We start from the raw sequence: 19,592 nt of genomic DNA, 5'->3' as shown, positions 1-19,592 counted from the left end.
GCCGCCCTAGATACGGATCAGTGTCTCGGTCGGCGGCGCCTGCTCGTTCAGCTCCTCCACCTGCAGCGCGTAGGGGCGGCGCAGGCGCAGCCGCTCGGCATCGCAGAGCAGCGGGCCCTGCGCGTCCTCGGCGCCGAAGGGGTCGTCACGCAGCACGCCGGTGATGCGCCCCTGGCGGAACAGCTCGCGGATCGCCAGCAGGTTGTTCTCGCGCTGCCCGCTCAACTCGGCGAGCGAGCGCGGCTGGCTTTCGGACAGTTGGCACAGCACCGACACCAGCAGCGCCTGCGAAAGTCTGGGCCCCATGGAAGCTCCCCTGTGCAGCCATGAAAACGGTCCTGGCACTATGCGGACGAATTCTTAAAGAATGCTTATCCGGCCGTTTCCATGGCCATCGTTGGTTTCAGTCCAGACCGTTGTCGCGGTCCTGTTCCAGGCGCGCCAGGCGTTCCTCCAGGGCGGCCACGCGGGCCTCCAGTTCGAGGATGCGCGCCTCGTCCTGCACGCTGTGCTCGCCGCGCGGCGCCGGGGCGCCACGGCCGCTGGCGGCGATGGCCGCCTCGCGGTCGGCGGCGCTGCCCAGCAGATGCATGTAGCGGTCCTCGCGCTGGCCGCTCTGGCGTTCCAGCTGCATGGCGAAGCCGCGGGCGGCCAGGCGTTCCAGCTGGTGGCGGACTTCCTCGGTGTCGTCGAAATCGTGCATGCGCATGCTGCGGGTGAGCAGCTCGTTGAGCGTCTGCGGGCCGCGCAGGAACAGCAGGCCGAGCAGCACCCACTGCGGCTTGACCAGCTCCAGCGCCTTGTCCAGGCGCTGCTCCCAGCGGTCGGCGCGGCTGCCCATCACCAGGCGCACCATCTCCAGGCCCTCCAGCTTGCGCAGGGCCTGGCCGACCTGACCGGGGTTGAGGTCCATCACCGGCTCGCGGCTGGTCTTCTGGTTGCAGGCGGTGACCAGGGCGTTGAGCGTCAGCGGATAGGTTTCCGGGGTGGTCAGCTGCTTCTCGATCAGGCTGCCGAGCACACGGATGTCCACCGCGCTGAGGGGTTCACGCTCGGGCAGGCTTGTGGATTCTTCGTTCATGTTGTTTCCAGAGGTCGCGTCGAGGCCCTTAGCCTAGCCGCGTCCGTCGGCTTTGGCACCCTCCATGGCGTCGCGCCTCATGCCGGGTCGGCCTGCAGGCGGCTGACCGATAACGCTTCGCAGGCGACTATTGGCACTGGCGAGGGCTTAAGATATGGTCTCACATGTATTATTCGGCTCGCCTACCCGGCGGCCACTCACACCACAACAACGATCAGGAGCGACCCCACCATGACCCAAGCGACCCGAGCCGACTGGGAAGCCCGCGCCAGCCAACTGCGCATCGAAGGCCGCGCCTTCATCGACGGCCAGTACCGCGACGCCGCCGACGGCGCCACCTTCGACTGCATCAGCCCGGTGGACGGGCGCCTGCTGGCCAAGGTCGCCAGCTGCGACGCCGCCGATGCCGAGCGCGCCGTGCAGAGCGCCCGCGCCGCCTTCGAGGCGGGCACCTGGTCGCAGCAGGCGCCGGCCGCCCGCAAGGCCGTGCTGGTGCGCTTCGCCGAGCTGCTGGAGGAGCACGCCGAGGAGCTGGCGCTGCTGGAAACCCTGGACATGGGCAAGCCCATCGGCGATTCGCTGAACGTCGACCTGCCCGGCGCGGTGGACAGCCTCCGCTGGAGCGGCGAGGCCATCGACAAGGTCTACGACGAAGTGGCCGCCACCCCGCGCGACCAGCTCGGCCTGGTCACCCGCGAAGCGGTGGGCGTGGTCGCCGCCATCGTGCCGTGGAACTTCCCGCTGATGATGGCCAGCTGGAAACTCGGCCCGGCCCTGGCCACCGGCAACTCGGTGATCCTCAAGCCGTCCGAGCGATCGCCGCTGACCGCCATCCGCATCGCCCAGCTGGCGCTGGACGCCGGCCTACCCAAGGGCGTGCTCAACGTGCTGCCGGGCTACGGCCACACCGTGGGCAAGGCCCTGGCGCTGCACATGGACGTGGACACCGTGGTGTTCACCGGCTCGACCAAAATCGCCAAGCAACTGCTGGTCTACGCCGGCGAATCGAACATGAAGCGCGTGTGGCTGGAGGCCGGCGGCAAGAGCCCGAACATCGTCTTCGGCGACGCTCCGGACCTGCAGGCCGCCGCGGAGTCCGCGGCCGCCGCCATCGCTTTCAACCAGGGTGAGGTCTGCACTGCTGGCTCGCGCCTGCTGGTGGAAAAGTCCATCAAGGCGCAGTTCGTGCCCATGGTGGTGGAAGCCCTGAAAGGCTGGAAAGCCGGCCACCCGCTGGATCCGGAAACCAACGTCGGCGCCCTGGTGGACGGCCGCCAGCTGGAGCAGGTGCTGGGCTACATCGAAGCCGGCAAGGCCGAGGGCGCCCAACTGATGACCGGCGGCCGCCAGGTGCTGGAGGAAACCGGCGGCACCTACGTGGAGCCGACGCTGTTCGACGGCGTGAGCAACGCCATGAAGATCGCCCGCGAGGAAATCTTCGGCCCGGTGCTGTCGGTGATCGAGTTCGAAGGCGCCGAGGAAGCCATCCGCATCGCCAACGACACCCAGTACGGCCTGGGCGCCGCAGTCTGGACCCGCGACATCACCAAGGCCCACCAGACCGCCCGCGCCCTGCGCGCCGGCAGCGTGTGGGTGAACCAGTACGACGGCGGCGACATGACCGCGCCCTTCGGAGGCTTCAAGCAGTCGGGCAATGGCCGGGACAAGTCGCTGCATGCGTTCGACAAGTACACCGAGTTGAAGGCGACCTGGATCAAGCTCTGAGGCGGCGCTTGCCGGCTGCGGTGAGGCGCCTTTCGTAGGATGGGTTGAGCTTGTGCGAAACCCATGCGGTGGTGGTGATGGGTATCGCTTCGCTCCACCCATCCTACGGGGCTGACGACACGGCGCTTTTCGTAGGAGCGCGCTTGCTCGCGAACGGAGTCTGCCGGTGACTGTGGTGTGTGGGGCTCCGCGCCCTCTCCCCAACCCTCTCCCTGAAGGGAGAGGGGGCTGTCCGTGCCGCCGGGGAACATGGTTTACGCTGGGACCTCCGGGGTAGCCGGCTAACGCCAGAACAGCCAAGCGCACCGAACGGTCCCCTCTCCCTCTGGGAGAGGGTTAGGGTGAGGGGGCGGAGCCCAGCCGTGCTCCGGAGCGTCGTCGAAGTCCGTCACCCTCACCCCAGCCCTCTCCCAGAGGGAGAGGGGGCTGTCCGTGTCAAGGGGGAATGTGGCTCATGCCGGTACCTCCGGAGCAGCCGGCTAACGCCAGCACAACCAAACGCACCGAACGGTCCCCTCTCCCTCTGGGAGAGGGTTAGGGTGAGGGAGCGGAGCCCGGCCGTGCTCTGGAGCGTCGTCGAAGTCCGTTACCCTCACCCCAGCCCTCTCCCGGAGGGAGAGGGAGCCGTCCGTGCCAAGGTGGAATGTGGCTCACGCCGGCACCTCCGGAGTAGCCGGCTAACGCCAGAACAGCCAAGCACACCGAACGGTCCCCTCTCCCTTCAGGGAGAGGGTTAGGGAGAGGGAACGGAACCAACCCCACACACCACAGCCGCCGGCAGACTCCGTTCGCGAGCAAGCTCGCTCCTACGACAAGCAACAAGCCCCCAATCACAACCGCCCCAGAAAATCCCCCAGCAACCCCCGGCAATTCCCCTTGTTCACCCCCTCCCGCTCGGCAATCTCCGCACGAATCCGCTCCGGCAGGTCCCCCGCCTCGGCCATAAAGCGCCGCCCCTCCTCGCTGCGCCGCCAATAGGCGATCCAGGTATCGAACATCGCTGTGTCGATCTCCGGGTGGAACTGCACGCCCAGGCTGCGCCCATGGCTATAGGCCTGGGCCGCCAACTCAGTTGCACCCAACAGGGTGGCACCCGGCGGCGGGGTGAAGGCGTCGAAGTGGAAGTTCAGCCAGGGGCCGCGGAAGGCCCAGTCCGCCTGCGGGGTGTCGATGGGCGTCCAGCCGATCTCGGCCTGGCGGTTGCGGTACACCTCGCCGCCCAGGGCGCGGGCCAGCAGTTGGCTGCCGAAGCAGATGCCCCAGGTCGGCACGCCGCGCGCCTGCACGGCCTTCAGCCAGGCCAGTTCGCCGCCCAGCCAGGGTACGCGGTGGTCGTAGGCCGACTCGGGGCTGCCCAGCACCAGCAGCAGTTCCAGGCTCTCCGGCGGTGGCAGTCCTTGCTCTACGCAGCGCAGCTCCAGATCGATGCCCTGCTCGGCGAACAGCTCCGGCAGGCAGCCGGCGACGTCGGCGGCGTCGTGCAGCACGGCGATGGCACGGGATGGTTTCATGGCGCTTTCTCCTTAAAAGATTTTAAAACAGATTTTTTATTTGCCTCATCCGCTGCGCTGAAACCCGCATGAAACCTGGACCCTCGCTTTCACGAGCAACCAAACCCCACCCAAAAGGCACCGGAAAGGCGAAAAAAGCCTGTTGAAAACTATGAAACCATATTTTAAATTCAAATCCATCCCCCGCCGTCCACCGACGGCGGATGGCGGCGCCGCCCGGCATCGCCCATCACAACAACAGCGCACCGCCCACTGGCGGCAAGCGCCAGAACGGAGGTGTCCGAATGACCACCAGCGCCCCTACCCGCCTCGATGACGCGCCCTACCTGGATGTCAGCGATCCGAGCTTCTCCATCCGCTCCCAGGCGGTGATGGATGCCCGCGCGCAAAGCTGGTTCGCCCGCACGCCCTATGGCATCGCCGTGCTGCGCTACGACGAGGTGAACAAGCTGCTGCGCGACCAGCGCCTGCGCCAGGGCAGCTACGCCTGGCCCGCGCACAACAACGCCAGCGGCAGCTTCGCCGACTGGTGGATGCGCATGCTGCTGAGCAAGGAAGGCGCCGACCATTCGCGCTTGCGCCGCCTGGCCAACCCGGCCTTCGCGCCCAAGCTGGTGAAGCAGATGATGCCGGACTTCCAGCGCCTGGCCGGCGACCTGATCGCGCAGTTCGAAGGCCGCGGCGAGTGCGAGTTCGTCAGCGAGTTCGCCGAACCCTACGCCACCCAGGTGATCTGCCTGCTGCTCGGCCTGCCGATCAGCGAGTGGAAGGGCCTGGCCGACCTGGCGGTGGAGATGGGCCTGGCCCTGGGCGTGACCTTCAAGCGCGACGAGGCGCGCATCAACGCCGCCACCGACAAGCTGTTCGGCTACGCCCGCCAGGCGGTGGAAGCGCTCAAGCGCAACGGCCTGGGCGAGGACTTCCTCAGCAGCCTGGTGCGCGCCAACGAAGAGGACAAGAACGCCCTCAGCGACCAGGAGCTGTACGACATGATCGTCCTGGCGATCTTCGGCGGCATCGACACCACCCGCAACCAGCTCAGCCTGGCCATGGACACCTTCCTCCAGCACCCCGCGCAATGGGAGCTGCTGGGCAACGACGCGGAACTGGCCCGCGCCGCCGTGGAAGAAGTGATGCGCGTGCGCCCGACCGTCACCTGGGTCACCCGCGAGGCGCTGGAAGACTTCGAATACCAGGGTCTGCACATCGCCAAAGGCACCACCGTGCACCTGTTCAGCCAGGCCGCCGGCAGCGACCCGCACGCCTTCGAGGACGCCAGCTTCGACATCACCGCCAAGCGCCTGCCGCACTTCGGCTTCGGCGCCGGCGCGCACCACTGCATCGGCCACTTCATCGCCCGCGGCGACATGACCGCGGCCCTGGCCCTGCTCGCCCAGCACCTGAAGCACCCGGCGCCCAACGGCGAGGCCGAATGGCTGCCGGACAGCGGCAACACCGGCGCCACCCGCCTGCCGATCCGCTTCGACGCGGTGCCGGCGAAATGAACGCCCCCAGCATAGCCATCGTCGGCAGCGGGCCCTCGGCCTGCTACCTGGCCCAGGCCCTGCGCAAGCACTGGGCGGACGCGCAGATCGTGCTGCTCGAACGCCTGCCCGCGCCCTTCGGCCTGGTGCGCTACGGCGTGGCGCCGGACCACCAGGGCACCAAGGCGGTGTGCCGGCAGTTCGAGCGGCTGTTCGAGCGCGAGGGCGTGGCATTCCTCGGCAACCTGGAGATCGGCCGCGACCTGCCCCTGGAGCAATTGCGCGAGGCCTTCGACCTGGTGGTGCTCGCCACCGGCCTGTATGGCGACCGCCGCCTGGGCATCCCCGGCGACGAGCTGCCCGGCGTCTACGGCTCCGGCCGCGTCACCCGGCTGTTAAACGGCCACCCGGACGAACAGGGCTTCGCCCCGGCGTTCGGCCGCCGCGTGGCCATCGTCGGCAACGGCAACGTGGCCATCGACGTGCTGCGCCTGCTGGCCAAGTCGGCCGAGGACTTCGCCGGCTCCGACATCGCCGAGGCGCCGCTGCAGGCGCTGCTGGCCGAAGGCGTGGAGCGCATCGACATCCTCGGCCGCTCGCCCGCCACCCAGGCCCGCTTCGACCCGGTGATGCTGCGCGAACTGGGCAAGCTGGCCGGGGTGCGCATCCGCATCGAGGACCTGCCGCCGGCAGACGCCCCCTATGCCAACGCCGCCGAGCAGGCGCGCCTGGACGTACTGCGCGCGCTGGCCGCGCAGGAGCAGCCGGCAGCGGGCCGCGAACTGGTGTTCCGCTTCGGCTGGACACCCCAGGCCATTCACGGCGCCGCAAGCGTCGAAGCCCTGGAACTGCGCCACGCCGACGGCCGCGAACTGCGCCTGGAGGTGGACAGCCTGGTCAGCGCCATCGGCTTCGAGCAGGCGGCCGACGGCCTGCTGCAACGCGACGCCCTGCAAGGCGCCAGCGCCGACCTCGAACGGGGCCGCCTGGACGATGGCCTGTACTGCGTCGGCTGGCTGCGCCGCGGCCCGCGCGGGACCATCCCGGAAAACCGCCAGGACGCCCGCCTGGTCGCCGAAGCGATGGTCGCCGACCAGCAGGCCGCGCCGCGCAACGGCCGCCCCGGCCTCGCCGCCCTGCCCGCCGGGCTGCGCGAACGTGCCGTCGGTTACCCGCAGTGGCAGCGCATCGACCACGCCGAAACCCGGGCCGCCGCCCCCGGCCGCGCGCGCCGCAAGATCACCGACCGCGCCGGCATGCTCGCCATCGCCCGCAGCCCCCAGGAGAACCCCGCATGAACATCCTCATCCTCTTCGGCACCGAGACCGGCAACGCCGAGATGGTCGCCGACGACCTCGCCGATGCTATGGGCGCCGACTACCCCACCCAGGTCCGCGACATGGCCGCCTTCGACCCGGCCACGCTGAACCCGCAGGACTTCCACGTCATCGTCTGCTCCACCTACGGCGACGGCGAACTGCCCAACAGCGCCCAGCCGTTCCACGCCGCGCTGCAAGGCCAGCGCCCGGACCTGGCCGGCCTGCGCTTCGCCACCTTCGGCCTGGGCGACAGCTTCTACGAGACCTTCAACCGCGGCAGCCGGATCATCGCCGATGCCCTGCTGGAACTGGGCGCGCAGCAGGTCGGCGAGCACGGCCAGCACGACGCCTCCAGCGGCGAACTGCCCGGCGACGCGGCGCTGGCCTGGGCCAAGGGCCTGCTCGGGCAGATCTGAGGAGAACGCCATGCGCCTGTGCATCATCGAGAACGGCCTGATCCCCGAGGAACTGCAGGAGGCCTTCGGCAGCTACCCGGCGATGATCGAAAGCTGGCTGGCCCCGGCGCTGCCCGAGGCGGACTTCACCTACGTCTCGGCGGTGCGCGGCGAGCCGCTGCCCGAGGCCACCGCCTTCGACGGCTACCTGCTGACCGGCTCGCGCCACAGCTGCTACGAGCACAGCCCCTGGATGCTGCACCTGACGGCCCTGCTGCGGCGCCTGCGCAGCCTGCGCCGGCCGGTGTTCGGCATCTGCTTCGGGCACCAGATCATGGCCGACGCCTATGAAGGCCGCACCACCCGCGCCGAGGTCGGCTGGGGCGTCGGCGCCCAGGCCTACCGGTACGACGCCGAGGGCCTGGAGGACGCGGCCACCCTGGTGTTCCACCAGGACCAGGTCAGCAGCCTGCCGCCGCAGGCGCGCGTGGCCGGCGGTTCCGCGCATTGCCCGCACGGCGTGCTGGAGTATGCCTTCCCGGCGCGCTCGGTGCAGTTCCACCCGGAGTTCAGCGTGGACTACCTGGCCGCCCTGCTCGACCGCTACGGCAACGGCCTGCTGCCGGCGGACGTCACCGCGCGGGCCTGGGAATCGCTGCGGCGGCTGAGCCCGGACAACCGGCAGATCGCCCGCTGGGCCGCCGCCTTCTTCCGCGAACACGCCCGCCCGGCCTGTTCCCCGTTCATCCCCTAGCCCGGCACTTCGCAGAGAGGTTCCGTTCTTCGCTCATAAACATATAAACACAGTTTGTAAATTTAAATTCATCCGCCATCGCAGCGTGCCTTGCCTGCCGCTGCCCGAGGAGAACCCCGAAATGACAGCGCTCGATCTACACAAGGAATACAACACCAGCTCCGCCGTCGCCCAGGACCTCGCCGCGCGCATCCGCGAATCCGGCGTGGAATACCTGTACTACCAGGTGGTCACCCTCAGCGGCCGCGTGCTGGCCAAGGTGGTGCCGGCCAAGCACCTGCTGCGCAACCTGGAGAAGGGCGTACAGTTCCACCGCACCGCGCTCTCCGACCTACAGAGCACCCGCGCCGGCGTGCTGCTCGGTGGCGGCGCCCAGGCCGCCGAGTTCACCGCCATCCCCGACGTCAGCAGCTTCAACGTGCTGCCCTGGGACAAGTCCATCGGCAGCTTCTTCTGCCGCCTGTACGAGCCCGACCATCGCCAGGAAGTCGCCGGCCAGGTGCTGGCCACCGACGCCCGCGGCCTGCTGATCGACAGCCACAAGGCCTTCACCGCCGACACCGGGCTGAGCCTGAAGACCGGCTGCGAACCGGAGATGACCTGGTTCGGCGACAAGCTGGAGGTCAAGGTGCGCCCCGGCGCCAGCCCGGCCTACCACCTGGGCAACCTGGAGACCATGCGGCCGATCTTCCAGCGCGTGATGCAGTACGCCGGCGCCATGGGCCTGGACATGATCGAGGGCGACTACGAGGACCCGGGCCAGCTCGAACTGAACTGGATGTTCGACGACTGCCACCTCACCGCCGACCGCCTGGTGACCTACCGCCTGATCTGCCGCCAGGTGGCCAACGAGTTCGGCGTGCGCGCCAGCTTCATGCCCAAGCCCACCACCGGCAGCATGGGCAGCGGCTGCCACCACAACTTCAGCCTCTGGCGCGGCGAGCAGAACGTGCTGGCCGAAGCCGGCCGCCGCGAACTGCACCTGACCGACACCGGCCGCCACGCCCTCGGCGGGCTGCTGGCCCACGCCCCCGGCTCGATGCTGGTGATGGCTTCCACCGTGAACTCCTACAAGCGCTTCTGGGACGCCGGCCTGTTCGCCCCCAACCGCCTGAACTGGGGCATGGACAACAAGACCTGCACCGTGCGCCTGTCGGCCAACGGCCGCCTGGAATACAAGCTGCCCGACGCCAGCGTGAACCCCTACCTGTCGCACACCCTGCTGCTGGCCGGCATCCGCGACGGCCTGGCCAACCGCACCGACCCGGGCGCCCCGGACAACAGCGACAGCATCCCCGCCGCCCGCGAGAACGTGCGCATGCCGATGACCCTCGGCGAAGCCGTGCAGGCCTTCGACGAAGACGCCGTGGTGCGCGGCGCGCTGCCACCGGCGATGGCCGAACTGTACCGCGACCTCAAGGCCGACGAGTGGGCGCGCTACTGCTCCGTCGTCACCGAGTGGGAAGCCAAGATGTACATGGACTACCTGCCATGAGCGGCGTATTGCGCGTTCTCTGCGCCGACCTGCCGGCCCCGCCGCTGTTCCACAAGGATGCCGAGGGCTACCGCCACGGCTACGAGTCCGACGTCGCCCGCGCCCTGGCCAAGCGCCTGGGCCGCGAAGCGGAGTTCGTCTACCGCAACTGGGCGGACTTCTACCCGGCGCTGCAGGCCGGCGACGCCGACATCCTGCTGTGCGGCCAGGGCATCTCCAACTACCGCCTGACCCTCGCCGACTTCACCGCGCCCTACGCGGTGTTCGACGAGGCGGTGATGGTGCTGCGCGGCAGCCTGGTGCGCAGCCCGGCGGACCTGGTCGGCAAGCGCGTCGGGGCGATCGCCAACAGCCTCAACATGGCCCTGGCGGAAACCTTCGAAGGCTGCATCACCGTGCCCTTCGGCGGCGACACCGACGATGTGCTCGGCGACATGGTCCGGGCCCTGCGCGAGGGCGATATCGACGCCCTGGTGGACGACGACGTGGCACTGGTGCCGCTGGCCGAGGAGCCCGACCTGGCCATCGGCTTCAGCGTGCCCACCCACAACCGCTGGGGCATCGCGGTGAAGCGCGGCCAGGGGCCGTGGCTGGACGAGGTGGACAGCGCCCTGGCGGCGCTGAAGGCAGACGGCGAACTGCAACGCATCTGGCAACAGTGGATGCCGAGCCTGGCCTACCCGTTCTGACACAACTCGCGGCAATCGGCCGCCCCTTTGGGGCGGCCGCTTTCTACATTGAACTCTGAGTATGAGGTTATACTGCGCCAGCCCCTCACCCCCTCCGGCCCTTACAGGAGTTCTGGCTCCGGCGCCCAGCCCCCGCCGCGGCCGCAACGCAGCATGAATGGATCCTCACCCACCGCTCCCGGCCCCTTCATCCGCCTGCGCCAGGAAGGCCGCACCGAAGAGGTCGTGCGCCGGCTGATGGACGCCATCGACCTCGGCCTGTTCGCCGAGGGCCAGCAACTGCCCAGCGAGACCGAGCTGGCCATGCAGTTCGGCGTGGCCACCGTGACCCTCCGCGAAGCCCTGGCCTACCTGCGCCAGCGCGGCGTCATCGAGACCCGCCGCGGGCGCAACGGCGGCAGCTTCATCCGCGCCATCGAGGAAATCCCCGCCGAGATCGTCTTGAGCCGCCTCGACGAGCTGAGCACCATCGACCTGCGCGACCTCTGCGACGAACACATCGCCATTTCCGGCACCGCCGCACGCCTGGCCGCCCGCCGCGCCTCCCGCGAGCACCACCAGCACCTGGCGCAGTACATAGAGACACTGGGCAAGGCCAGTACCCGCCACGAACGCCGTCGCGCCGACGCGCGCTTCCACATCGAGATCGCCGTGGCCTCGCAGTCGGTGCGCCTCACCCACGCGGAAATCCGCCTGCAGGCGGAGATCGGCGAGCTGCTCTGGCTGCCGGTGCCCGGCGCGCCCGGCGTGGAAACCATCCAGCAGGAGCACACGGCGATCCGCGAGGCGATAGTCGCCGGCGACCCGAACCTGGCCGGCGCCCTGGTCGAGGCCCACGTCAACCGCGGCATCAAGCGCCTGATCGACATGAAGCTGGAACTCCTGGCCCAGGAAGCGCCCTAGGCCGAACGGCCCCATGTAGGAGCGCGCCCTGCGCGCGAATCGCGGACAAGGTCCGCTCCTACCCCCACGGCAAATATGACACCCATCGCCTGGCCGCATGGGTTTCGCCAAGGCTCAACCCATCCTACGAAAAGCGCCTCGGTGCAATCGGCAAGACAGTTGCTCCCACATCGGCTGGCGACGTCTTTCGTAGGATGGTGTTGAGCGAAGCGATACCCATCGCCAAGGCAGCATTCACAGCTCAACCCACCCTACGTGGAAGTCGACTGCGTACACCTGTAGGAGCGGGCCCTGCCCGCGATTCGCGCGCAGGGCGCGCTCCTACAGGCGGATTCGGAGCCAATTGGCACAACCCTTGCCCTGTTTTTCCCTTGCAAACCTCTGATTTAGGATTTTTATCCGCCGGAGGTCCGCTTCCCCTTAGAACAAGAGACTCCAGGCCATGGCGAGCGCAGTGTGTGAAACCCCGTTGGACGAGTGCGCCCAGCGCATCGACGTGTCGATCAGTAACATCTTTGCCCAGATCGACACCCTGGCCAACGCCATCGACAGCATCTGGCGCGAGGCCGACGGCAGGCCCGTGGATTCCGCCGACCTGGCCAGCCTGCGGCCGCTGATCGAAGGCTGCCTGACGCAGCCCGGCGCCTGCCTGCAGGGTTGCGGCGTGGTGCTGCAGCCGGGCGTGCTGCGCGACAAGGAGATGTACCTGGAGTGGCGCCAGCTGGGCGCCGGCGGGCGCACCGTGCCGCTGAGCCTGAACTTCAACCGGCGCAGCGAGAACTTCTACGACTACTGCGCCATGCCCTGGTTCGCCATCCCGCGCGACAGCGGGCGCAGCAGCGTGGTCGGTCCCTACGTCGACCTCTACGGCCAGGACATGTACATCCTCACCTTCTCCCGCCCGCTGCTGTTGGAGGGGCGCTTCCTCGGCGTGGCCGCCGCGGACATCGCGCTGAACCGCTTCGAGCGGGTGGTCACCGCCAAGCTCATGCGCCTGGAGCACGAGGCGCTGATCCTCAGTGGCGAGGGCCGGGTGGTGGCGGCCAACACCGCCAACTTCATCGCCGGCGAGATAGCCAGCCTCGGCCTGGCCAGCGATACCCGCTGCCAGCGCGCCAACCTGGCCGAGCAGTCCGCCCACTGGACCCTGGTGCAACTGCCGGAGAAGCGCCACCGCGCAGCCTGAGCCCGCCAGTGCTCCCGAAGGGAGCAATGCGGCGTTACTCCGCCCTATTTTCGTCCCCCGCCGGGGCGCTGAACGGCCCTGGCGGCCCCGTCGCCCGGGCCGTTGCGCGCAAGAGCCCGCCGCTCTAACTCCAGCCTTCCCATCGTCCAGCGCAGAGAGCCCAATAAAACATTTTAAATCATATGTAATATGGCATAGGCTGTGCTTGCTCCACGCAGGCGGCCGCCGCTGTTACCCCGGCCCGGCCGCCCCGGTTTTCACCGCTGCCGCCACACGCCGTGGGCAGCGGGCTCCCAGTCCCGATCCATCTGTTCAATGCCGACGTGCATAGCCATACAGGAACAATAACGATGAACAGTCCGATCCAACCCGGCATCGCCCCGGTCGACCGCGATGCGGAACAGCTCCGCGCGCTGGGCTATTCCTCCAACTTCGAACGCAGCATGAGCCTGTGGCAGAACTTCGCCCTGGGCTTCACCTACCTGTCGCCGGTGGTCGGCGTGTACAGCATCTTCGGCCTGTGCCTGGCCGCCGGCGGGCCGCCGATGTTCTGGTCGTACCTGCTGGTGGGCCTGGGGCAGATGCTGGTGTGCCTGATCTTCTGCGAGGTGGTTTCGCAGTTCCCGATCTCCGGCGGCGTGTACCCCTGGGCCCGACGCCTGGTGGGCAAGCGCTGGGCGTGGATGGTCGGCTGGATCTACTCGGTGTCGCTGTGCGTGACCATCGCCGCGGTGGCCCTGGGCGCCGGCCCCTACGTCGCCACGCTGCTCGGCTTCGAGGCCGACCCGGCGACCAACACCCTGATCGGCCTGGGCCTGACGCTGGTCGCCACGCTGCTCAACCTCAGCGGCACCAAGCTGCTGGCGCGGGTGGCCATGTTCGGCTTCCTCTGCGAGCTGATCGGCGCCATCGTCATCGGCGGCTACCTGCTGATCTTCGAACGCCACCAGCCGATCTCGGTGCTGTTCAACACCTTCGACATCCGCATCGACGGCGCCTACTGGCCGGCGTTCCTCACCGCCTCCCTGGCCGGCATGTTCCTCTACTACGGCTTCGAGGCCTGCGGCGACGTCGCCGAGGAAACCCCGAACCCGAGCCGGCGCATTCCCAAGGCCATGCGCATGACCATCTGGATCGGCGGCGGCGCCTCGATGTTCGCCGCCCTGGCGCTGATCCTCGCGGTGCCGGACATCGGCGCGGTGATCTCCGGCGCCGACAAGGACCCGATGACCACCATCTTCGACGGCGCCTTCGGCCCGCTCGGCGCGCGCCTGGTGATGCTGGTGATCCTGGTGTCGTTCGTCTCCTGCGTGCTCAGCCTGCAGGCCGCCGCCAGCCGCCTGCTGTACTCCTACGCCCGCGACGAGATGGTCATGGGCAGCCGCCTGCTGCAGCGCCTGTCGCCCAACACCCACGTGCCCACCGCGGCCCTGGTGGTGTGCGGGGTGATCCCGGCGATCATCGTGTGCATCGGCTTCTACCTGCAGAACGCCATCGGCACCGTGGTCAGCTTCGCCGCCATCGGCATCTACCTGGCCTTCCAGATGATCGTCGGCGCCGCCCTGTTCGCCCGCCTGCGCGGCTGGAAGCCCAGCGGCGCCTTCACCCTGGGCAAGTGGGGCTGGCCGGTGAACATCGCCGCCCAGGTCTACGGCCTGCTGGCGATCATCAACATGTCCTGGCCGCGCACGCCGGACGCGCCCTGGTACATCAACTACGGGATCATCCTGGTGGGCGCCATCGTGATCGCCGTGGGGCTGGTGTACATGACGGTGTTCAAGCCCTATGACAAGGGCACTGCGCCGGCTGGGGATGCCTGGAAGCTGGCCCGGCATTGAGGCCTGGCCTGAAGAAGAACGCCCGGTGAATGCCGGGCGTTTCTTTTTGAAGAGGGGTCAAGGGCTGGGGAGAGGGAGCGGAGCCCGCCCGATACACCGCAGCCACGGATAGCGAGGTAGGGCGCATAACGCCTACGGCGTTATCCGCCGAATCGCGAACAGAGTCCGCTCCTACGGTTACAGGGAGGCTCGGGCGTAGGAGCGGACTTTGTCCGCGATTCGGCTCACCGTGCGCCCTACGGCTCCCCGCCGCTCACCCCACGATCGCCTCGAACCCCTGGCGGATCTGCTCCTCCGGCAGGTTGTCGCCGATGAACACGATCACGCTCTCGCGCGCCTCCTCGCCCCAGGGAGTGTCCCAGTCGAAGCCGTACAGCCGCAGCACGCCCTGGAACACCAGGCGGCGTTCCTCGCCCTGGATGTTCAGCACGCCCTTGTAGCGCAACAGCGAGTTGCCGTGCCATTGCAGCAGGTCGTCCATGAACTCGCTCAGGCGCTCGATGTTCAGCGGCTTGTCGCTGCGCAGCACCAGGGTGCGGATGCGGTCGTCGCTGGCCGCCACCGGGCGCAGCGGCTGCGGCGGGCGCAGACCGAGGTCGGCGTTGAGGTTGAAGCCGCGCACGTCGAGCAGGCGTTCCAGTTCGATGCGGCCGTGGTCCACCGGGTGCAGCTCGGCGCGGCGGTTGATGTGTTGCAGGCGCTCGGCCAGGGCCTGGTACTGCTCGGCGCTGACCAGGTCGCGCTTGCTCACCAGGATGCGGTCGCCGAAGCCGACCTGGGCCTGGGCGATGGCCTCCTGCAGGTGGCGGTCGGCGTTGGCGGCGTCCACCAGGGTGATGATGCCGTCGAGCAGGTAGCGCTCGCGCAGCGTCTCGTCGACGAAGAAGGTCTGCGCCACCGGCGCCGGGTCGGCCAGGCCGGTGCATTCGATCACCAGGCGGTCGAAGGCGATCTCGCCGCTGTCGCGCTGCTCCAGCAGCAGGTACAGCGAACGCTCCAGGTCGTTGTTGATGGTGCAGCAGACGCAGCCGTTGGACAGCGTCATGACCTGCGCCGGGGCATCGCCCAGCAATTGACCGTCGATGGGGGCGTCGCTGAATTCGTTCTCGATCACCGCGATCTTCAGGCCGTGCTCGGCCTGCAGGATGTGGCGCAACAGGGTGGTTTTGCCGGCGCCGAGGAAGCCGGTGAGCACGGTCACCGGAATCTGCGCGGGCACTACGGAATCACTCATGGGAACCATCCGGGCAGGAAAATGAAAACGGGCCGCTCGCTGGCGGCCCGTCCGTTTATACACCCATCCGCGGCTTCAGCAGCAACGGATCGGTCGCCCCTTGCCGCCGCCGTAGCGTGCCTCCTGGCGTTCGCGGAAGAACTCCTTGTAGCTCATCACCGGCTTGTCCGGGTGCTTGCTGCGCATGTGCTCGACATAGGTGTCGTAGTCGGGCATGCCCACCAGCATCCTGGCGGCCTGCCCGAGGTACTTGCCCATGCGGCTGAGGTCATTGAACACGTATCACCTCCTGCCTCAGGCCTCGGGAATGGGCTGGAACGGCGCTTCCTTGTCGGTGCGCTCCTTCTTGGTCCAGGCCTTGGCGCCGACCTTGATGGAGTACACCAGCACGCTGAACACCACCAGCAGGAACAGCACGGTGAGACCGGCGTTGATGTAGGCGTTGAGCATCACCGTCTTGACCTGGGCGAGGTCCTTGGCCGGGGCCAGGACCTGGCCGGCGTCCAGCGCGGCGCCGTACTTCTGCGCCAGGGCGACGAAGCCCACCGCCGGGTTGCCGTCGAAGATCTTGATCAGGCCCGCGGCGCTGGTGCAGATCAGCAGCCAGGCCGCCGGCAGCGCGGTGACCCACACGTACTGCTGGCGCTTCATCTTGATCAGCACCACGGTGGCGAGCATCAGGGCGATGCCGGCGAGCATCTGGTTGGAGATGCCGAACAGCGGCCACAGGGTGTTGATGCCGCCCAGCGGGTCGACCACGCCCTGGTACAGCAGCCAGCCCCACAGCGCCACGCAGCCGCCGGTGCCGACGATGTTGGCGCCCCAGGAGTCGGTCTTCTTCAGCGACGGGACGAAGTTGCCCAGCAGGTCCTGCAGCATGAAGCGCCCGGCGCGGGTGCCGGCGTCCACCGCGGTGAGGATGAACAGCGCCTCGAAGAGGATCGCGAAGTGGTACCAGAAGGCCATGGTGTTCTCGCCCGGCAGCACCTGGTGGAGGATGTGGGCGATGCCCACGGCCAGGGTCGGGGCGCCGCCGGCGCGGGCCAGGATGGTGGTCTCGCCGATGTCCTTGGCGGTCTGGGTGAGTATTTCCGGGGTGATGGCAAAGCCCCAGCCGCTGACGGTCGCGGCCACCGCGGCGACGTCAGTGCCGACCACCGCCGGCGGGCTGTTCATGGCGAAGTAGATGCCCGGCTCGATCACCGAGGCGGCGACCATGGCCATGATCGCCACGAAGGACTCCATCAGCATGCCGCCGTAGCCGATGTAGCGGGCGTCGGGCTCGCGGTTGAGCAGCTTGGGCGTGGTGCCCGAGGAGATCAGCGCGTGGAAGCCGGACACGGCGCCACAGGCGATGGTGATGAACAGGAAGGGGAACAGGCTGCCCTTCCACACCGGGCCGGTGCCATCGGTGAACTGCGTCAGGGCCGGCATCTTCAGCTCCGGCATGACGATCAGGATGCCGATGGCCAGGGCGACGATGGTGCCGATCTTCAGGAAGGTCGACAGGTAGTCGCGCGGGGCCAGCAGCAGCCACACCGGCAGCACCGAGGCGATGGCGCCGTAGCCGATCAGCATCCAGACGATCTGCACGCCGTGGAAGGTGAACACCGGCGCCCATTCGGGGCTGGCCGCGACCTGCCCGCCGAGCCAGATGGAGCCCAGCAGCAGGGCCACGCCGACCACCGAGATCTCGCCGATGCGGCCCGGGCGGATGTAGCGCATGTACACGCCCATGAGGATCGCGATCGGGATGGTGGCCATCACCGTGAACATGCCCCAGGGGCTTTCCGCCAGGGCTTTCACCACGATCAGGGCGAGCACCGCGAGGATGATGATCATGATCAGGAACGCGCCGAACAGGGCGATGGTCCCCGCCACCTGCCCCATTTCCTCGCGCACCAGTTCACCCAGCGAGCGCCCGTTGCGGCGGCTGGAGATGAACAGGATCATGAAGTCCTGCACCGCGCCGGCCAGGACCACCCCGGCGATCAGCCAGAGGGTGCCGGGCAGGTAGCCCATCTGCGCGGCGAGCACCGGGCCCACCAGCGGGCCGGCGCCGGCGATGGCGGCGAAGTGGTGACCGAAGAGGATGTGCTTGTTGGTCGGGACGTAGTCCAGGCCGTCGTTGTTGAGCACCGCGGGGGTGGCTCGGTTGGGGTCCAGTTGCATCACCTTCTCGGCGATGAACAGGCTGTAGTAGCGGTAGGCGACCAGGTAGATGGCGACCGCCGCTACCACGATCCACAGGGCATTGATGGCTTCGCCGCGGCGAAGCGCCACGACTCCTAAGGCACATGCTCCGACTATCGCCACGATCGCCCAGGCGATGTGACGTAGCAGGCTGTTGTTATTGTTCATGGCGATGCTTCCGACTGTTGAAGGGCGAGAATTCGCAGGAAAAATTCTAGTCCTTTCCGGCGAGTCATTTATACGACCTTAGTCTAGAGCCGTTGCAACGATATTGCCGCCTGAAAAGGGGCGGTCTGGTGTCGCGGCTCGCGTCGCGCAAACCGCTCTGCGTCGAGGGTTTGCGCGCGGGCCGGAGCGGGCTGGGAAGCTCAGGCGGGTTGCTTGGCGTAGCGCGCCAGGGTGGCGTCGCGCTGCATCACCGCCAGGGTGTTGGCGTAGACCTGTTCGCTGGTGGCGTCCTGGCTGGCGAAGATTTCGCCGAAGTGCTGCCGGGTGACCTGGGCAAAGTGCGCGCGGTCCTGCGCCTGCACGCCGAGCAGCGTGGCGTAGGCGTCCAGCGCCTCGCCGTGGCCCCTGGCCATGTCCTCGGCGATGCTGTCGAGCATGCCGTTCATGGCCAGGACCGAGCGGCCGCTGTAGCGGATACGCACGTTGGAGTCGCAGCCGTTGGTGCCGGAGGTGAGGCCGAAGGTGGCGTTGCCCGAGGTGCCGTTGGTGGTGGTGGCCAACAGGTGCGGGAGCAGCCCGCGCTGGCCTTCGAAGAGCAACTGGCCCCAGCCGCAGCCCTTGCTGCTGGCGTCATCGGCCTGGGCCAGCAGGCTCGCCGACGCCAGAACCCCGAGGATAAGCCCCTTTCCCAGAATCTTGTTGTCCATGCTCCGCTCCGCCTTGGTTTGATGGGGAACCGCCCTAGCAGCTTTGGCGACGCCCGGACGGCTGTCAAACCGCCGGCCGGCGATGCGACGGGCGACAGGGGCTTGGCTATAGTGAGGCGAACGCAAATCGGCCGGAGAGCCCACCCATGAGTGACGATCACGCTGAACGACGGCGCTTCAGCCGCATCGCCTTCGACGCCAGCACCGAGGTCGCCCAGGACGGCCAGCGCTGGAAGGCCGAATTGCAAGACCTGTCGCTGCAGGGCCTGCTGGTGACCCGCCCGCCGGGCTGGAACGGCGACCCGGGCAAGCCCTTCGAGGTGCGCATCTACCTGGGCTTCGACGCCAACATCTACATGGAGGCGGACCTGGCCTGGGAACGCGAGGGCCTGCTGGGCTTCATCTGCCGGCACATCGACCTGGACTCCATCAGCCACCTGCGCCGCCTGGTGGAACTCAACCTGGGCGACGCAAGCCTACTGGAGCGCGAGCTGACGGCATTGGGGGAACAGGCGTAGGGCGTACAACCGTTCGCGGTTGTACGCCGTTTGACCCAGGGTACGGCCCGCGCCCAGGTCAGCCTCGGGGCTGCCGGGGAGCACGGCTAACCGGCGGATAACGTCGAACGTTATCCGCCCTACGCCGCCCCACCCACGCCATTCCCCTGTAGGAACGCGCCCTGTGCGCGAATCGCGGGCAGGGCCCGCTCCTACAGTTCGCTGGGTAGCACGGCATTCCTCCCCCGTAGGAGCGGACCTTGTCCGCGATAGCCGGAACTATCGGCGCGATTCGCGGATGAGATCCGCCTACGTCGCCCCACCTGCGCCATTCCCCTGTAGGAGCGCGCCCTGCGCGCGAAATCGCGGGCAGAGCCCGCTCCTACAGTTCGCTGGGTAGCACGGCATTCCTC

Annotated in this window: 18 protein-coding genes; 11 read left to right on the top strand and 7 right to left on the bottom strand. The window is 68.2% G+C overall.

The genetic code is table 11. The annotated features are described in order from the left end of the window. Positions 1–6: 6 nt before the first annotated feature. Positions 7–306 (bottom strand): hypothetical protein, encoded by a 300-nt coding sequence (locus M8R19_RS20120; protein WP_074981224.1) that lies wholly within the window; start codon positions 304–306, stop codon positions 7–9. 97 nt (positions 307–403) lie between these two features. Beyond that, positions 404–1,081 carry a YceH family protein gene (locus M8R19_RS20115; protein WP_249918715.1) on the bottom strand — a complete coding sequence of 226 codons (678 nt, stop codon included), beginning with the start codon at positions 1,079–1,081 and terminating at the stop codon, positions 404–406. A 231-nt stretch (positions 1,082–1,312) separates the two neighbouring features. Here M8R19_RS20115 and M8R19_RS20110 point away from each other — a divergent pair, with 231 nt between their 5' ends. Next, positions 1,313–2,806 (top strand): aldehyde dehydrogenase, encoded by a 1,494-nt coding sequence (locus M8R19_RS20110; RefSeq protein WP_249918714.1) that lies wholly within the window; start codon positions 1,313–1,315, stop codon positions 2,804–2,806. 830 nt (positions 2,807–3,636) lie between these two features. On the opposite strand, the gene M8R19_RS20105 is transcribed toward M8R19_RS20110, so the two are convergent. Further along, complete coding sequence (locus tag M8R19_RS20105; protein ID WP_249918713.1) at positions 3,637–4,317, bottom strand: type 1 glutamine amidotransferase; 681 nt, start codon at positions 4,315–4,317, stop codon at positions 3,637–3,639. Between the two features lie 284 nt (positions 4,318–4,601). On the opposite strand from M8R19_RS20105, the gene M8R19_RS20100 reads away from it, so the two are divergent. The 9 genes from M8R19_RS20100 (at position 4,602) to M8R19_RS20060 (ending at position 14,380) form a co-directional block, all read left to right on the top strand. Then, on the top strand, positions 4,602–5,822 hold the full coding sequence (locus M8R19_RS20100; protein WP_043268890.1) for a cytochrome P450: 1,221 nt from the start codon (positions 4,602–4,604) through the stop codon (positions 5,820–5,822). Beyond that, positions 5,819–7,099: an FAD-dependent oxidoreductase gene (locus M8R19_RS20095; RefSeq protein WP_249918712.1), complete on the top strand. Its 1,281-nt coding sequence runs from the start codon at positions 5,819–5,821 to the stop codon at positions 7,097–7,099. The genes M8R19_RS20100 and M8R19_RS20095 overlap by 4 nt, the downstream gene beginning before the upstream one ends. Beyond that, on the top strand, positions 7,096–7,536 hold the full coding sequence (locus tag M8R19_RS20090) for a flavodoxin domain-containing protein (RefSeq protein WP_249918711.1): 441 nt from the start codon (positions 7,096–7,098) through the stop codon (positions 7,534–7,536). The genes M8R19_RS20095 and M8R19_RS20090 overlap by 4 nt, the downstream gene beginning before the upstream one ends. Before the next feature lie 10 nt (positions 7,537–7,546). Then, a complete protein-coding gene (locus M8R19_RS20085) occupies positions 7,547–8,269 on the top strand; it encodes a type 1 glutamine amidotransferase (RefSeq protein WP_249918710.1) in 723 nt (240 codons plus the stop codon). Positions 8,270–8,390: 121 nt separating this feature from the next. After that, positions 8,391–9,764: a glutamine synthetase family protein gene (locus M8R19_RS20080; RefSeq protein ID WP_043318661.1), complete on the top strand. Its 1,374-nt coding sequence runs from the start codon at positions 8,391–8,393 to the stop codon at positions 9,762–9,764. After that, complete coding sequence (locus M8R19_RS20075; protein WP_249918709.1) at positions 9,761–10,453, top strand: substrate-binding periplasmic protein; 693 nt, start codon at positions 9,761–9,763, stop codon at positions 10,451–10,453. Before M8R19_RS20080 ends, M8R19_RS20075 begins: the two co-directional genes overlap by 4 nt. 153 nt (positions 10,454–10,606) lie before the next feature. After that, positions 10,607–11,356 carry a FadR/GntR family transcriptional regulator gene (locus M8R19_RS20070; protein ID WP_249918708.1) on the top strand — a complete coding sequence of 250 codons (750 nt, stop codon included), beginning with the start codon at positions 10,607–10,609 and terminating at the stop codon, positions 11,354–11,356. Positions 11,357–11,798: 442 nt separating this feature from the next. Beyond that, complete coding sequence (locus M8R19_RS20065) at positions 11,799–12,542, top strand: cache domain-containing protein (protein WP_009613135.1); 744 nt, start codon at positions 11,799–11,801, stop codon at positions 12,540–12,542. Positions 12,543–12,892: 350 nt separating this feature from the next. Next, positions 12,893–14,380 (top strand): APC family permease, encoded by a 1,488-nt coding sequence (locus M8R19_RS20060; RefSeq protein WP_116424349.1) that lies wholly within the window; start codon positions 12,893–12,895, stop codon positions 14,378–14,380. A gap of 253 nt (positions 14,381–14,633) precedes the next feature. Here the strand turns inward: M8R19_RS20060 and yjiA are convergent, their stop codons facing one another. The 4 genes from yjiA to M8R19_RS20040 all read right to left on the bottom strand — a co-directional run bounded on the left by yjiA (position 14,634) and on the right by M8R19_RS20040 (position 18,682). After that, on the bottom strand, positions 14,634–15,614 hold the full coding sequence (gene yjiA / locus M8R19_RS20055; RefSeq protein ID WP_249918707.1) for a GTPase: 981 nt from the start codon (positions 15,612–15,614) through the stop codon (positions 14,634–14,636). A gap of 75 nt (positions 15,615–15,689) precedes the next feature. Further along, on the bottom strand, positions 15,690–15,893 hold the full coding sequence (locus M8R19_RS20050; protein WP_249918706.1) for a YbdD/YjiX family protein: 204 nt from the start codon (positions 15,891–15,893) through the stop codon (positions 15,690–15,692). 15 nt (positions 15,894–15,908) lie between these two features. After that, entirely contained in the window at positions 15,909–17,975 is a 2,067-nt protein-coding gene (locus tag M8R19_RS20045) for a carbon starvation CstA family protein (RefSeq protein WP_058070081.1), read from the bottom strand. A gap of 200 nt (positions 17,976–18,175) precedes the next feature. Further along, on the bottom strand, positions 18,176–18,682 hold the full coding sequence (locus M8R19_RS20040) for a DUF3015 domain-containing protein (protein ID WP_074981201.1): 507 nt from the start codon (positions 18,680–18,682) through the stop codon (positions 18,176–18,178). Positions 18,683–18,828: 146 nt separating this feature from the next. Here M8R19_RS20040 and M8R19_RS20035 point away from each other — a divergent pair, with 146 nt between their 5' ends. Beyond that, positions 18,829–19,200 (top strand): PilZ domain-containing protein, encoded by a 372-nt coding sequence (locus M8R19_RS20035; RefSeq protein ID WP_009613140.1) that lies wholly within the window; start codon positions 18,829–18,831, stop codon positions 19,198–19,200. The last annotated feature ends 392 nt before the right edge of the window (positions 19,201–19,592 follow it).

Source organism: Pseudomonas sp. R3.Fl (assembly GCF_023516765.1).
GTDB classification, from domain to species: Bacteria; Pseudomonadota; Gammaproteobacteria; order Pseudomonadales; family Pseudomonadaceae; genus Pseudomonas; species Pseudomonas citronellolis.
This window is presented reverse-complemented; position numbering and strand designations above follow the sequence as displayed.

Coding starts and splice junctions, on each gene's coding strand:
- M8R19_RS20120 (WP_074981224.1), bottom strand. CDS start 306: ATGGGGCCCAGACTTTCGCAGGCGCTGCTGGTGTCGGTGCTGTGCCAA.
- M8R19_RS20115 (WP_249918715.1), bottom strand. CDS start 1,081: ATGAACGAAGAATCCACAAGCCTGCCCGAGCGTGAACCCCTCAGCGCG.
- M8R19_RS20110 (WP_249918714.1), top strand. CDS start 1,313: ATGACCCAAGCGACCCGAGCCGACTGGGAAGCCCGCGCCAGCCAACTG.
- M8R19_RS20105 (WP_249918713.1), bottom strand. CDS start 4,317: ATGAAACCATCCCGTGCCATCGCCGTGCTGCACGACGCCGCCGACGTC.
- M8R19_RS20100 (WP_043268890.1), top strand. CDS start 4,602: ATGACCACCAGCGCCCCTACCCGCCTCGATGACGCGCCCTACCTGGAT.
- M8R19_RS20095 (WP_249918712.1), top strand. CDS start 5,819: ATGAACGCCCCCAGCATAGCCATCGTCGGCAGCGGGCCCTCGGCCTGC.
- M8R19_RS20090 (WP_249918711.1), top strand. CDS start 7,096: ATGAACATCCTCATCCTCTTCGGCACCGAGACCGGCAACGCCGAGATG.
- M8R19_RS20085 (WP_249918710.1), top strand. CDS start 7,547: ATGCGCCTGTGCATCATCGAGAACGGCCTGATCCCCGAGGAACTGCAG.
- M8R19_RS20080 (WP_043318661.1), top strand. CDS start 8,391: ATGACAGCGCTCGATCTACACAAGGAATACAACACCAGCTCCGCCGTC.
- M8R19_RS20075 (WP_249918709.1), top strand. CDS start 9,761: ATGAGCGGCGTATTGCGCGTTCTCTGCGCCGACCTGCCGGCCCCGCCG.
- M8R19_RS20070 (WP_249918708.1), top strand. CDS start 10,607: ATGAATGGATCCTCACCCACCGCTCCCGGCCCCTTCATCCGCCTGCGC.
- M8R19_RS20065 (WP_009613135.1), top strand. CDS start 11,799: ATGGCGAGCGCAGTGTGTGAAACCCCGTTGGACGAGTGCGCCCAGCGC.
- M8R19_RS20060 (WP_116424349.1), top strand. CDS start 12,893: ATGAACAGTCCGATCCAACCCGGCATCGCCCCGGTCGACCGCGATGCG.
- yjiA (WP_249918707.1), bottom strand. CDS start 15,614: ATGAGTGATTCCGTAGTGCCCGCGCAGATTCCGGTGACCGTGCTCACC.
- M8R19_RS20045 (WP_058070081.1), bottom strand. CDS start 17,975: ATGAACAATAACAACAGCCTGCTACGTCACATCGCCTGGGCGATCGTG.
- M8R19_RS20040 (WP_074981201.1), bottom strand. CDS start 18,682: ATGGACAACAAGATTCTGGGAAAGGGGCTTATCCTCGGGGTTCTGGCG.
- M8R19_RS20035 (WP_009613140.1), top strand. CDS start 18,829: ATGAGTGACGATCACGCTGAACGACGGCGCTTCAGCCGCATCGCCTTC.